This is a genomic window from Streptomyces sp. NPDC048507, assembly GCF_043199995.1.
Classification (GTDB): Bacteria; Actinomycetota; Actinomycetes; order Streptomycetales; family Streptomycetaceae; genus Streptomyces.
The window spans coordinates 12,131-26,077 of record NZ_JBICWZ010000002.1; the positions used below are offsets into that span (position 1 = coordinate 12,131).

Below are 13,947 nucleotides of genomic sequence, written 5' to 3' on the forward strand. Positions count from 1 at the left end.
TACGGCGCGTCGGGAGACCGGACCCTACCGGCACCGTGCACTCAGCAGCTACGCGGTTTCCGCCCCGCGTGCGGCGATCCGGAACCACGGGGTTGATGCAGGGCTGTGCCGTAACGGCTGGTCACGGGGCGGAGGAGGGCGGCGAGTTTGGTGTAGGCCCACCAGCCGACGGTGCGGGGTGCGCCGGTGGTGTCGCGGACGGCGAGGTCGATGCCGATGGTGCGGTCGTCGTGGTCGAGGTAGACGCGGACGGTGTCGGGGTGATGGTGGTCGAAGCCGGCCAGGATGTAGAGGGCGGGGGCGATGGAGGGCATTGCGTTCTGCCACAGCGGGTCGCCGGCCAGGTCGGCGATGAGGTAGTCGATGCCGTCGTCGGCGGTCGGGGGCAGGGTGGCCGGGGTGAGCCAGGCGGCGGTGTGGCGCAGGGCCCCGGCGTACCACCAGGTGCCCTGTTCGCGCCCGTACCGGGTGGGCAGGTCCACGGTGGCGGCCTGCCCGGACGGGTCGGCCAGGCGGATGCGGATCCGCTCCGGGTCCGTGCGCAGCGTCGCGCGGCTGCGCCGGCCGGTGGCGGGCAGGGGTGCGCCGATGTAGCGGCGCAGCGTCATCAGGGCGTAGGCGAATTGGTCGTCCGTGGGCGGACTCTTCCCCGTCGACGGGTTGCCGGTGCCGGTGGTCACAGGGTGTTGATCCAGTCGGGGCAGAGGGTCTGGCGGCGGTAGGAGGAGGTGGGGGTGCCGATCGGGCGGCCGTCGCGGGGGGGGGCGCCGACGGGTCTCGGTTGCCGCGTTCGGCGACGGAGACGGTGGTCCGTGCGGACCTGGCCGTTGTTGGTGACGAGGACCCCCAGTGCTCCGCGCGCCGGCCCGCGACTTCGTCGGCGTTGCCGTGGTGGGCGGCGGCGTTCCGGGGCGCTCGCACCAGAGACAACGCAGCGCCCGACTCGACGTCGGAGAGCTCGGAGCGCTCGCCCGGCTCGGGGTCTTCGCGATCGGCCCGCGCACACGCCTCAGGCAGCTCTGCGGTGAGATCGGCTCCGATTTCCTGGCGGACCCAGTCCGCGATGACGAGCGCATCCGCCACAGCGGTCGGATCGGCGGCATCATCGACCGTCGGCGAGCCGCGCCAGCGACGGTACTCAGCCCGCGCTCACCCGCGGACCCAGAAGGAGGTGCCCCCGCCCGGCGCGGGTTCCGCCGCCGGGCGCGGCCGGGTGAGGCGTACGAAGGGGAGCCGCTCCCGTCGGGCCACCGCGGGGCTCAGGAACAGCCCGAAGTGACGCGCGATGACCCCCACCAGCCCCGGATCCCGACCCGGCACCCCGCCGTCCGCGCGCAGCAGGCCCGCGGAGGTGAGCTCCGCGTCCAGCAGCCCCGGCTCCGCGCCGCCGCGCACGACGAGCCCCTCCGGGTCGTACGGGGCGTCCGGCGCCGTGGTCAGCGTCCAGACGAGCCGGCCGGCGTCGTCGACGTACCGGGCGTGCACCGGCTCGCCGCGGGCATGGCGCCACAGGCTCACCCCCGGGAGCGGGGGTTCGCTCGGGGCCACCCGTCCGGGATGGCTCTCGGCGGCGAACGACCACCCGTCAGCGGCCTTTCCCGGGTGCAGGATCCCCGGCCGGCCCCCTACACCGTCCCCGTGACGGGCGTGATGGGCGAAGCCCAGGGTTTCCGGCGACGGCATCAGGGTCTCGGGATCGCCGCCGAGGCGCACCGCGAGGTCCCGGGGCGAGATGTCCCGGACGAAGGTCACGCCCACCGCCTCCGCCCCCCACCCCGGCTCCAACAACCCGGACGGATCCTGCGACGCGCGGTCCGTGGGACCCACCGCGACCGGACGTCCCGGCCGGGGCGTCGCCAGGATCCGCTCGGCCCGCTCCGGCGTGACCAGCGGCGCCAGGAAGGGGTCCGCCGACAGCTCCACCGGCAGTACGTGGTCGTCGCTCACCGGCCGCCACGCGGGCAGCGCCTCCGTGGCCAACACCTCCCAGGCCGCTCCGGGATCCCCCCATCGCGCCAGGTCCCGGGCCCGCTCCAGGGCCGCCGGCTCCCCGGCGCGATGGGATTCGCCGCGGCAGCGGGAGCGGTACGCGTCGAGGGCCGGGTCCCGGTCCTGGCGGCCGTGCCCTCCCCGCTCGGCGGACCTCGCCACGAGCGGCAGCACGACGTGCCGCACGAGGGGGTCGTCCTGCGGCAGGACGGCCCGGGCATCGGCGAGGAGGTAGTGATGCCCGCGCATCCCGAGGAGCTGGAACAGCAGGACGAGCGCCGGCTCGTAGCCGAATCCCTTCGCGTCCGCCAGGGCCCGTTCGGCCGCCGCGACCCGGCCCGCCGACAGGTCCGCGCGCGCCCGTTCCACCTGGGCGGCCAGCCGCCGCCGGGTCTCGCCCGCGGGCTTGCGCAGGGCGTGGAAACTCCGGAACTCCTCGTACATCAGGTACATCAGGTCGGCGAAGGAAGCGAACCGCTGCGGGGCCAGGCCGCTCCAAGTCGAGTACGCGTACGCGGCCCACTCGCCGTCGACACCGACGTCGCCCGGGTCGAGCATCAGCCAGGTCGCGTCTCCCACCAGGGAGATCTGCACGGCCCGGTCCCAGGGCGGGCCGTTGCCCGGGCGCGGGCCGCCGTCGTCCCCGTCGTCGCCGTCCTCCTCCGCCTCGTCCCACGCCCACTCCATCAGGCTCTTGTGGACGTAGTCCGTCGTGTCGCGCAGCAGGCCCACCTCCCGGGCCGGGGCCAGCAGTTCCACGAACTCGCCGGCCCACCGCCATCCGTCGGTGACCTCCAGGAAGGACCGGTACGAGGGCGGCAGCGGGGCCCCGAGACGGGCCTCCAGGGCGCGGAGGTCCTCCGGAGAGGCGGGAGGGAATCCCAGCCACCCCAGGGGCGCCTCGCCCGGGGCCTCGGCGCGCCGGGAGGCCTCGTGCTCGGCGCTCCAAGTGCGCAGGAAGGGTTCCCAGTCGTGGATCTTCATGGCGCCATGGTGACCGGACCCACTGACAGCGGGCCCCGGCGCCGGACCCTCAGCCGCCGGTCGTGAGGCGGTCGAGCTCGCGCAGCTCCTCGGCGGCCTCCAGGGCCCGGGGGCTGTTCAGTCGGCCGAGGCCGTCGCGGGCGGCCCGGAGGGTCTGGCCGGCCTCGTCCCAGCGGGCCAGCCGGCGCAGCACCACCCCGAGGTCCAGGCGGGCCGGCTCGCTCCAGGCGGGCATCCGTACGGCCTCGAAGTGCGCAAGCGCCCGGCGCAGCGGTGCCTCGGCCTCGCCCCAGCGGCCCAGGGCGGCCAGGTCGTTGCCGGTCTGCTGGCGCGCCGCGGCCCCGTACACCGCGATCAGCTCCGGCTGCTGCCCCGGCATCCCGGCGTCACAGATCGCCTCGCAGCGCCGGTGCATGTCCAGGGCCTCTTCGGCCCGGCCCGCCTGGCGCAGGTGGGTGCCGAGGGTGTTGAGGACGGTCAGTTCGCCGAGGCGGGCCTGCGGAGAGTCCTGGGCACGCAGGCAGAGGGCCGCCTCGTGCAGCCGGTCGATGGATTCCTGCACCCGGCCGATCCGGTGCAGGGCCCCCGCGCCGTAGCCCAGCGCCCAGCCGGTCTGGAGGAGGTCGCCGACGTCGCGCGCCACGAGGAGGGCGGCGTCGGCGGCGGCGAGCGCCGCGCGGGGATCGTGGACGCAGAGGTTGTAGGACCAGGCCAGGTAGTTGAGGTGGACGGCCTCCTCCCGCCGGCTGCCGAGGGCGCGCGCCGACTCCACGGCCCTGCGGAACACCTCCACCCACACTTCCCAGTGCTGGTTCAGGTCGGAGAACCAGTGCATGGCCTCCGCGGCGTCGACGACCGTGCGGTGGTGCCCGGCCGCCTGGGCGCTGCGCAGCCCGGCCAGCCACTGGGCTCGTTCGGCCTCCAACCAGCGGCGGGCCTCCTCGCGGCCTGCGGGTGCCCGGGCGGGGTCGGGGTCGCCGGTGGGGTTGTCCCGGTGGTGGTCCACGTCGAAGCGGAGGGCGGCGGCCGTGGCCCGGCGCAGCATCCACAGGGCCGTCCGGTCCTCGGCCGCCGCGCGCTCCTGCGGGGAGTCCTCGTCGGCCGTCCGCTCGGCGGCGAAGAGCCGCAGCAGGTCGTGGAAGCGGTAGCGCTCGTACTCCGCGTCCGGGATCAGGAGCCCGGCGTCGACCAGGTCCTCCGCGATCCGGGCCGCCCGGGCGGGCTCCAGGCCGGCGAGCAGTGCGGCGGTCTCGGCGGAGAAGTCGGGCCCGGCGGCCAGGGAGGCACGCCGCAGCAGGGTCCGTGCGTCCGGTTCGAGCTGCCCGTAGGACAGCGAGAAGGCGGCCCTGACGCGCAGTCCGCCCGCCTCCAGGGCGTCCAAGCGCCGTCCCTCGTCGCCAAGTCGGGCCACCAGGCGGGCGAGGCGCTCGCGGGGCCGGCCGGCGAGCCGCTGACCGGCGATGCGCACGGCCAGCGGCAGGTGCCCGCACAGGTCGGCGAGGTCCCGGGCGGCCTGGGCCTCCTCCCGGACCCGTTCGGGCCCGACGATGCGGGTCAGGAGTTCGACGGCTTCCTCCCGGCGCAGCAGGGCCAGTTCGATCCGGTCGACGGATTCGAGGCCGGTCAGTGCCCGGCGGCTGGTGACGAGGGTGAGGGAGCGTCCGGGGCCCGGGAGCAGGGGCCGGACCTGGGCCTCGTCGGCGGCGTTGTCCAGCAGGAGCAGCGCGCGGCGCTCGCGCAGGACCGAGCGCAGCAGCCCCGAGCGGTCCCGCGCGGCGGCCGGCAGGCTCCGGGCGGGCAGGCCGAGGGCGCGCAGCAGTCGGCCGAGCGCCTCGCCGGGGTCGGTCGGCTCCGGGTCCGTGCCGTGCAGGTCGAGGGAGAACTGTCCGTCGGGGAAGCGGGCCGCGAGCCGGTGCGCGGCGTGCACGGCGAAGGAGGTCTTGCCGAGACCGGGCTGGCCCGGGATGACGACGACCGGCGCGCAGGCCGGGTCGGGGGCCGATCCGGCGCGTTCCACGAGTGCGGCGAGATGGTCCAGGGCCGGGCCGCGGGCGGTGAAGTCCCCGATGTCGCGGGGCAGGGCCAGGGGGTGGTGGGCGGCGGGCACGGCGTCCGCGCGGGGGCGGGGGCGGCCCGCGCGGGCGGCGGCCTCCAACTGGCCCGTCTGGTCCGGGTCCAGGCCCAGCGCCCGTGCGAGGGCCTCCACGGTGCGGCGCTGTGGACCCCGGCTGCGTCCGCGTTCCAGGTCGGCCAGTGCGCGCACGCTCACTCCGGAGGCGTGGGACAGCTCGTCCTGGCTGAGGGCGGCCCGGGTGCGCAGGGCGCGCAGCCGGCTTCCGAACTCCCCCTCGGCCCGCGTACCGCTGCCCATGGTCGACGCCCCCCGATCGGCGAGCCCCTGCCCGTGTGCGGGCCCCCGGCAGAAGTATGGCCGACGGTATTCCTGCCGGTGGAACCGCCTGGGGCTGCCGGTGGGGCCGTGGTCGACTGGGGGCGGGCAGCGCGTCCGCCTCCGGCCTCAGGCCCGGGTGCGCCGGGGGGCGCTTCGGTGCCGGACGCGGACGGGCTGCCCGCCCCTGCGGCGGGACCAGGAAGGGGTCCCGTCGCAGGTTCGACGACGACGGGCAGAGCTCCGGGCGGAGCGGCTCCGCAGGAGCCGAACGGCCTGTGGGCCAGCCGAGTTCGCGCGGCTCGCCGACCGCGGAGCGCGGGCGGGCGCAACTCCCGGTCACAGCGGCCCACCTCGCCGCGGCGGGTGTCGCGCGGGCGCCGGTGACCCAAGCCGTGCTCGCGGGCCGGCGAGCGACGGAGGGAGAGCAACCCTCGACCTCGTCCGGGCCGCCCCGTACGGCACCCGCACACTCCGCCCGGGCCGGCTGCGCGCCCTGCTGTGCTCGCTCGGGGCCCGCTCCCACGCAGCCATGGGCCCGGGCGACCGGGGCCGCCGAGCAGGCCTTCGCCGACGAGGGCCAGGGGGCCTCAGCGCGCGGGTCCGGTTGCCGGCGTGTCCGGAACGGCGTGCAGCACGTGGCGGAGGGCGCGGGCCGTCGTCACGGGGTGCTGCGCGTTTCCGGTCGAGCCGTGGCCGACGAGGACGGTGCGGGTGCCGGCCCGTCGCCCGGCGACGATGTCGCAGGCGGAGTCGCCGATCATCCATGACCGCGTGACGTCGAGACCGAGGTCGTGAGCGGCGCTGTGCAGCATTCCGGGGGACGGTTTTCGGCAGGGGCAGATCCGGCGGTACTGCCTCACGACTGCTCGGGGGTGGTGCGGACAGGCGTAGATGCCGTCGAGTCGGACCCCTTGCCGGTGGAGGAGGTACCGGAGCCGGCGGTGCATGGTGTCCAGGGCGGCAAGGTCGAACAGCCCGCGGGCCAGGCCGCTCTGGTTGGTGACGACGACGAGGGCGAAGCCCCGCTCCTGAAGGGCGCGCAGAGGGGTGCAGATGCCCGGCTGGAGGACGAGTTGGTCGGGGTGTGAGGGGTAGTGGCGCGGCTGGGTGAGGGTGCCGTCGCGGTCGAGGAACACTGCCGGACGGAGGCCGGCGGGGTGTGCCCGCGGTGCGCGGGGCGTCGGCTCAGCCTGTCGGACGGTCACGGAAGGTCCTGAAGAGCTCGGCGGCGCGGGCCTTGACGGAATCGGTGGAGGTGGTCGAGCGGTGGGGCAGGAGGGTGCCGAGTGCCGTCATGTCGGCGCAGGTGAAGTACTGGTAGGCGGCGGCGACCGGGTTGGGTGCGAGCTCGATCCGGAGGGGCCGGCCGGTGGCCTCCCGGTGGAGCCGGGAGCACCACTGTGTGACCTCGGCGAACGAGACGGCGCGGCCGGCGCCCAGGTTGTGGACGGCGCCCGGCAGCCGGGGCACGGTGGCGGCGAGTTGGACGAGGGTGGCGGAGACCTCTTCGACCGGGATGTAGTCCCGGGCGGCGGTGAGGGAGTCGTCGAAGAGCCGGATCGTCCCCGTGCCGGCGGCTTGGCGCAGGAGTTGGGTGAGGATGGATGCCATGGGTCCCTTGTCGGTCTCGTCGGGGCCGAAGACGTTGGTGTAGCGGAGCCCGATCCAGTCGAGGCCGGTGGCGTGGCGGGCCCTCATCTGCTGGTCGAGGACGAGCTTGGACCGGGCGTACGGGTTGAGGGGCCCCGAACAGCGGCGGGGGTCGGAGTCGGCGCCCTCGGCGATGGGCTCCCGGTGGTGGAGGGTGCCGTACACGGCGTGCGAGGAGGCGTAGATCAGGCGGGTGCCACCGGCGCGACAGGCGTCGGCCAGCCGGAGCGGACCGCTGGTGTTGACCTCGTCGAGTTCGGGTCCGGCAGGGGCCCGGGTGTCGCTGATGCCGGCCTGGTGCACGACCGCGGTGTAGTGCCCGGAGGATATCTGCGCGAGGAGGGCCGCAGTGGTGAAGTCGGCGCGCAGCCATCGGGCCGCGTCGGCGAGGTGTCCCGGGTTCGGGCGCACGTCGACGGCGGTGACGCGGTGGCCGGCGTGGTGGAGGGCCGCGACGGTGTGCCGGCCTATGAACCCCGCCGCGCCGGTGACCAGGACGTGGGGGGTGGCGGTCATCGGGTACCTCGCTGTCTGCCGAGGCGGGCAAGGCGGGTGGTGGTGGAGTGGCCGTCCAGGTAGGGGACGGTGACGACCTCGCCGCCCCAGCTCTCCACGAGGTCGGCTTCGGGCAGGCGCCGGCCCGCGTAGTCGCCGCCCTTGACCCAGACATCGGGGCGCAGTTCGGCCAGGACCCGCTCGGGGGTGGATTCGTCGAAGACGAGCACACCGTCGACGCAGTCCAGGCTGTCCAGCAGCAGGGCGCGTTCTCGTTCGTCGGTGACCGGCCGGCCCGCGCCCTTGAGCCGGCGTACCGAGTCGTCGCTGTTGATGCAGACGATCAGGGCGTCGCCGAGGCGGCGGGCCCGGGCCAGGACCGAGAGGTGCCCGGCGTGCAGGAGGTCGAAGCAGCCTCCTGCGCCGACCACCTTGCCTCCGGCAGCGCGCACGCGGGCCGCCAGTTCCAGCGGGTCGGAGCGGTCGGGGGGCGGCGGGTCGGTGGGTGCGGGCCCGGGCTGCGTTGCCGGGCCGCCCGCTTCGACGTAGCGCGTGGCCGCGTCGACGGCGTGGTCGAGGGCCTGGGAGGGCAGGCGTCCGCTGCCGAGTGCCACGGCGGCGGTGACCGCCAGTCGGTCGCCGGCCCCGCACGTGTCCCCAGCGGCGGGCCGGGTCGGGACGACCAGCGGGTGGCCCTGTGAGTCGGCCATCAGCACGGCGCCGTCGCGGCCGCGGGTGACCGCGACCTGCTTGACGGGCCAGGTGTCGAGCAGCCGGGCGGCCCGGGCGGCGTCCCCGGCGAGGTCACGGCTTCCGGCGCCGCCGCTGAGCAGGAAGGCCTCGTCCGCGTTCGGGACGGCCAGGGCGGTTCCCGGGACGGGGGCGGCCCCCTGGGGGTGCGGGTCCCAGACCAGCGGCCGGCCGTTGGCGGCTTCGGTGAGGGCCTCGCGGAGTCCGTGGTGGTGAGTGGTGCCGCGCCCGTAGTCGCAGACGAGTACGGCCGCGGCCTCGGCCAGACGGGTCCGGACCGCGCTGGGCAGGGGGCCCAGGGGCAGTTGGCCGGCGTCGGTGTCGAATCGGACCAGGGTGCGTTCGGCCGCCCGGACGCGGGTCTTGACCGGTGTGGAGCCGCCCGTCGAGAGGTCGATGACTTCGACGCCGGCCGACGTGAGGAGGGTGCGGACCCGGGCGCCGTCGGCATCCTGCCCGAGGCCGCTGACCAGGGTGACCTTCCAGCCCGCCGTGCGGGCGGCAAGGACTGCGGCCAGGCCGGCGCCGCCGGGCCGCTCGGCGGTCCGGGCACCGACCAGGACGGGGACCGGGGCTTCCGGGCTCAGCCGGTCGGCGGTGCCGGTGATGTCGCGGTCCAGGACGACGTCGCCCACCACGACCAGCCTGCGTGCGTGGGCGGGTTCCAGGGCCGGGCCGGGTGCGACGGACGGAACGGGCGGGGCGGGGAGGACGGCCGATGCGGGCGGGGCGGCGGGCTGGGCGGGCGGGGCGGGCGGGACCAGCCGGGAGTCGACTGCCGCGCACAGCAGGTGAACGGCGACCAGGTGGCATTCCTGGACGGTGGCGACTTCGGCAGCGGTCACGCACACGGACTGGTCGCTCGCGTCGGCGAGCGGGTTCGGTCCCTGCCCGGTCAGCGCCCACACCGTCATGCCGACCTTCCGGCCGGCCTCGGCCGCGGCCAGGATGTTGGGGCTGGTGCCGGAGCTGGAGAGCAGGAGCAGGACGTCACCGGGCCGGCCGTGGGCATGGACCTGCCGGGCGAAGACCTCCTGGGGCCCGTAGTCGTTGGCGATGGCGGTCACGGAGGAGGAGTCGGTGTGCAAGGCGATGGCGGACAGGGGGGCCCGGTCGGCGCGGAACCGGCCCACGAGCTCGGAGGTCAGGTGCTGTGCCTCCGCCGCCGAGCCGCCGTTGCCCGCCACCAGCAGCCGCCCGCCGGCGGGCAGTACGGTCGCGAGCGTCCGGCCCCACCCCTCCAAGCGGTCGGTGTCGAGGTGGTCGAGCGCCTGGGTGAGGGCGTGGAGGTGTTGTCGGCCCGGTGCGGTCATGGCAAGCCATCCAGAAGGTGCGAGGGGGATACGGTCGGTCGGGCGGTGCCGGCGGTCACACCGCGGTCACACCGGTTCCGGCGTCCTGCCGGTGCGAAGGCGCCGGGTGTGGAACCGCAGGAGCAGTCCGGCGGCCAGCAGCCACAGGAAGGCCACGCCCGCTTCGTGGAGGACCGCCGCGTGCACCTCGCCGCCGGGGGCCGAACGGAGGACCCGCAGACCGGCCCCGACAGGCAGCACAGCGCCCGCGAGGCGGAGAACCTCCGTGTCCACGGGTACGACGGCGCCGCTGCACAGGAGGGTGAGGTAGCCGGCGAGATTCACCGTCAGCCCCTCGTCCAGGCCGGTCAGCACGACACTGCAGCAGAACATCCCCAGGCAGAGGCAGCCGACTGTGGTGGGGACGAGGACGGGGAACGCCGCGGCGACGTCGAGGGTCTGCCGGTATCCGAGGACCACCGGGCCCAGCAGGAGAAGGGCGAGGCAGGCCGTGACGAGGCCTTCGGCGAGGTACACCCAGGAGCGCAGCAGCATCACGGCCAGCAGCGGTACCCGGCCCAGGCGCAGCCGGTACATGGTGCCCTGGGCGGTTTCGCCGGTCACGACCGCGGTTGCGCGGCTGACGACGGCGATGACCGGGGAAAATGCGACGGCGCCGATGAACGCGTGCTCCTTGCCACCGTCGCCGGCGGCGAGTTGCCCGAGGAGCGTGAAGAATCCGACCTGGAACACGGCGCGGATCAGGATGCTGCTCAGCGCGGCTGCGCCGACCGAGACGACGCGGTACTCCTTCCATGAGAGGGCGCCGATCCTCAGGGCCGTGGCGAGCGACGGGCGCACTGCGTCATACGAGTTCAAGGCTCCCCCTCACTCGGCCGCGTCGGAGCACGACGGACAGCGCCCACACCCCGCCGGTCAGGTACAGCGTGGTCAACAGCAGGACCGCCACGAGATGGGCGGGATGAGGGGCCTGCCCGTGTGCCGTGTCGCGGACCAGGTCCGACAGGTGACGCAGACTGACGGCCTGGGCCGGCCAGCGCAGCACGGACGGGAGCATCTCCGGTGGGACGACGAGGCCGCCGAGGACGAACACCGGGTAGCCGAGGGCCTCGATGATGCGCAGGTTCGCGCGGGAGAGGAAGACCACGCAGCCGAGCAGGAGACCCATGGCCGCCGCGGACAGTACGGCGGACGCGATGACGATCGCGGTCGTCGAAGCGCCGGGCAGCGCGGGGCGCAGCCCGAGCAGGGGGACGGCGGCCGCCGTCGCCACGGCCGTCCGGACCAGTCCGAGCGCTGCGATGCCGAGCGTCTTGCCCAGCAGCACGGACAGCAGTGACGTCGGGCGCACCAGGAGGGCGGCGAAGGTCCCCTGGGCCATTTCCCGGCGGAGCAGTGTCCCCGCGCCCCAGAGGGTGGCCGACCACAGTGCGATCATCATGCAGCCGAACACGGTCTCGGTGGTCCGCCGGGGGTCTGCGCGCAGGCCCCCTTCGGACACCAGCACGAGGAGGACGACGGGCTGGATGACGGAGACGACCAGCGCCGTCTTGACCTGGGCCGTCTCCCGGGCTTGCAGCACGGCCGCCCGCCACAGCGCCCACGCTTCGCACTTCGCGACGAGGAGCCGCTCACTCATGGCCGCGGGCCAGTCTGCGCAGCACTGCCTCGATGCCGGGTGAGGAGACGTCGATGTCCGCGACGGGGTGGTCCCGCACGACCCGGGCCAGGCGCGTGAACACGTCCGCGTCCCAGGATCCGACCTGGAAGGTGGTCGTCCAGCCGTGTTCGTCCTCCTGTGTCCGCAGGGACGGGTCCTGCAGGACCGGCGCGATGCCCGCGGGGGCGGCGCCCGGGCCGGCGAGCCGTACTTCGGCGGTGAAACCGGCCTGCCGCCGGAACCGGTCGATGGGGAGGTCGTGGGTCACGCGGCCGGATCCGAGCAGGATGACCCGGCTCGCCAGCCGTTCGATGTCGACGGGGTAGTGGCTGGTGAGGAGGACGGCGGTTCCTGTGCCGGCCAGTCCGGCGACCATCTCGCGGACGCGTTCGGCTTCCCCGAGGTCGAGTCCCACCGTCGGCTCGTCCAGCATGAGCAGGCACGGCTGGTGGAGGAGCCCGATCGCCAGATGGAGGCGTTGCCGCATCCCCTTGGAGAAGGTCTCCACGGGGCTGTCGGCGCGTTGCGCGAGACCCACGTCGTCCAGGGCCTTCAGTGCGCGAGCGCGCAAGTGGCGGCGCGGGCCGGACAGTCCGCCGAAGAACATGATGTTGTCCAGGGCCGACAAGCGGGGATACAGGCCGCGGTCTCCGCCGAAGATCACCCCGAGGTGCCGTCGTGCGCGGCTTCCGTGCGCCGCCACGTCGAAGCCGCAGACGACCGCCTCGCCGCCCGACGGCAGGAGCAGCGTCGAGAGGATCTTCAGGAGCGTGGTCTTGCCCGCTCCGTTCGCTCCGAGCAGTCCGACGATCTCTCCGGCCCGCACGGTGAAGCTGATTGCGCTGAGCGCTTCCGTGGGGGTGGTCCCGGGAAACGTCCTGGAGAGGTTCCGGAGGTGCAGGACATCGCCCTCCTGCCCGCAGCGTTTCACCTGGGTCCTCATTCCTTTCACCTCGCCCGTAAAGGGGCTCGGTCGATGGGTGCGCGTCCCGGCTCCCGGGGCCGGCGGGGTGCGTGCCGGCCCCGGGAGCCGCCCTGTGCGGGCGACGGACGCCGTCCTACATCACGCCGTCGGCGCGCAGGAACTGCTCGATCTGCGCCATGCGCTCTTCCTTGGTCATGGGGGTCACCCCCTTTCCGTGCGGGAGGGGCTCCCCCGGCGCAACGGGGCCTGCCGGCCCGTGGCCGTCCCTGCGGCCGCAGCGGCACCGGGGAGAAAACTGATGAAGTCCACGTCCTTGCGCAGCCCGCTGCGGTGGAATCCCCCGTCGTCGACGATCCGCACGCTGCACTCGGTACCGGCGCCGAGGAGGTCGTTGAGGTCCTGTGCCAGCGCGGCTTCCTCCGCCGGGCCGAAGGCGGGGGCCGGCAGGACGAGGACGCAGACGGAGAAGTCCGCCTGTTGCACGATCTGATAGCGCCGTACCGGGTGGCGGCGGGCCGCCCGTGCTGCCCAGAGGACGGGCAGGGCCGTTCCGTCGGGCCGCCGGATCTCCCCCGGGTTGCGGCCCTCGACGAGGTCCATCGCCTTGTGCGGGAGACCGCAGGGGCAGGCGCAGGACGCCAGCGAGCCGAAATCGCCGGTGCGGTAGCGGATCACGGGCATCGCCCGGTTGGTGAGGTCGGTGATGACGATCTCACCCGCGGACCCGTCCGGCAGCGGTGCGCCGTCGTCGTCCACGATCTCGACCCACAGTCGTTCCGACTCGATGTGGTAGGCGCCCTCGTCGCACTGGACGGCGATGGTGCCCACTTCCTTCATGGCGTACATGTCGCGCACCGGGACGCCGAAGAAGTCGGTCAGCGCGTCGCGGACCGGGCGGGCGAGCAGTTCGCCACAGGTGACGACGGCGCGCACGGACGGCAGCCGGCGGCCGTGCTCCTGCGCGAGGTCCATGAAGTCGACCAGGTTCCGGGGCGAACCGGCCAGTACGTCCGGGGCGAACTCGGCGGCGCGGACGGCGAATGCGGCACCGTCGCCGGCCGACGATCCGGTGCGGCCGAACTGCGCGACGCGGGTGAACCCCGTTGCGGGCGACAGGTACTCGAACCAGTGGTCCAAGCGGGTCAGGCACGGCATGAGCACCTTGCGCCCGTAGACCATTCCCTGCCGCCGGTGGCGGACGAGTGCGGTGGCCCATTCGTGGATGAACGCGTTGTTGTCGCGGATCATGCGGAGCGGGATGCCGCTCGTGCCAGAGGTCTCCAGGACCCTGCACCGGGCGGGGTCGATGTCGTCGTCGCAGTGATCGGCCAGGTTCTCGACCCACTGCCCCTTGGTGGTCAGCGGGAACCCGGCGAGCCGGACCCAGGGGTCCGGCGCGTCCACGGTGGCGGGGACGGTCCTGCGGTAGGCGGGGACGGCGCGGGCGGCATGCCGCAGTAGCTCGTCCAGGCGCCTGCCCTGCAGTTGCAGGAGGGACGCGGAGTCGGCGGGCCTGCCGTCGTAGCGTTCGAATTCCTGGTGGACCTGCGGGAAGAGCAGGCCCTCGTGGATCATCTGTGACTGCCAGTGCCGCTCGTCTTCACGCTGCCCCCGGGGTTCGAACTGCTGCCGCATGCTCCGGTCCTCCGCTTTCGTCATGACCGCCCGGGAGAACGACTTGGTACGTGGGCCCCGCGTGGACAAGTCGGAAGTCAACCCTTGAGCCACGGCGGTCGACCAGGAAGTTCGACCGGCAAAAGAGAGCCCGCGCTACTTCTGCCGGTCCTCA

The 13,947-nt window shown here is 74.3% G+C and carries 10 protein-coding genes; all 10 read right to left on the minus strand.

From position 1 onward, the window contains the following. Window positions 1–41: 41 nt before the first annotated feature. Entirely contained in the window at window positions 42–680 is a 639-nt protein-coding gene (locus ACGFXC_RS05160; RefSeq protein WP_393709646.1) for a hypothetical protein, read from the minus strand. A gap of 469 nt (window positions 681–1,149) precedes the next feature. Then, window positions 1,150–2,973 (minus strand): SMI1/KNR4 family protein, encoded by a 1,824-nt coding sequence (locus ACGFXC_RS05165; protein WP_393709648.1) that lies wholly within the window; start codon window positions 2,971–2,973, stop codon window positions 1,150–1,152. A 49-nt stretch (window positions 2,974–3,022) separates the two neighbouring features. Then, a complete protein-coding gene (locus ACGFXC_RS05170; protein ID WP_393709650.1) occupies window positions 3,023–5,344 on the minus strand; it encodes an ATP-binding protein in 2,322 nt (773 codons plus the stop codon). 608 nt (window positions 5,345–5,952) lie between these two features. After that, window positions 5,953–6,501: a D-glycero-alpha-D-manno-heptose-1,7-bisphosphate 7-phosphatase gene (locus tag ACGFXC_RS05175; RefSeq protein ID WP_393709652.1), complete on the minus strand. Its 549-nt coding sequence runs from the start codon at window positions 6,499–6,501 to the stop codon at window positions 5,953–5,955. Between the two features lie 49 nt (window positions 6,502–6,550). Further along, window positions 6,551–7,531 carry an NAD-dependent epimerase/dehydratase family protein gene (locus ACGFXC_RS05180; protein ID WP_393709654.1) on the minus strand — a complete coding sequence of 327 codons (981 nt, stop codon included), beginning with the start codon at window positions 7,529–7,531 and terminating at the stop codon, window positions 6,551–6,553. Then, the gene (locus ACGFXC_RS05185) at window positions 7,528–9,573 is read right to left on the minus strand and encodes a PfkB family carbohydrate kinase (RefSeq protein WP_393709656.1); all 2,046 of its coding nucleotides are present in this window, start codon (window positions 9,571–9,573) and stop codon (window positions 7,528–7,530) included. Before ACGFXC_RS05185 ends, ACGFXC_RS05180 begins: the two co-directional genes overlap by 4 nt. Before the next feature lie 66 nt (window positions 9,574–9,639). Continuing rightward, window positions 9,640–10,431 carry an ABC transporter permease gene (locus ACGFXC_RS05190; RefSeq protein ID WP_393709658.1) on the minus strand — a complete coding sequence of 264 codons (792 nt, stop codon included), beginning with the start codon at window positions 10,429–10,431 and terminating at the stop codon, window positions 9,640–9,642. Further along, window positions 10,418–11,212, minus strand: coding sequence for an ABC transporter permease (locus ACGFXC_RS05195; protein ID WP_393709660.1), 795 nt, complete (start codon window positions 11,210–11,212; stop codon window positions 10,418–10,420). Before ACGFXC_RS05195 ends, ACGFXC_RS05190 begins: the two co-directional genes overlap by 14 nt. After that, on the minus strand, window positions 11,205–12,176 hold the full coding sequence (locus ACGFXC_RS05200) for an ABC transporter ATP-binding protein (RefSeq protein ID WP_393709662.1): 972 nt from the start codon (window positions 12,174–12,176) through the stop codon (window positions 11,205–11,207). The genes ACGFXC_RS05195 and ACGFXC_RS05200 overlap by 8 nt, the downstream gene beginning before the upstream one ends. A gap of 183 nt (window positions 12,177–12,359) precedes the next feature. After that, window positions 12,360–13,793 (minus strand): phenylacetate--CoA ligase family protein, encoded by a 1,434-nt coding sequence (locus tag ACGFXC_RS05205; RefSeq protein ID WP_393709664.1) that lies wholly within the window; start codon window positions 13,791–13,793, stop codon window positions 12,360–12,362. Window positions 13,794–13,947: the final 154 nt, after the last annotated feature.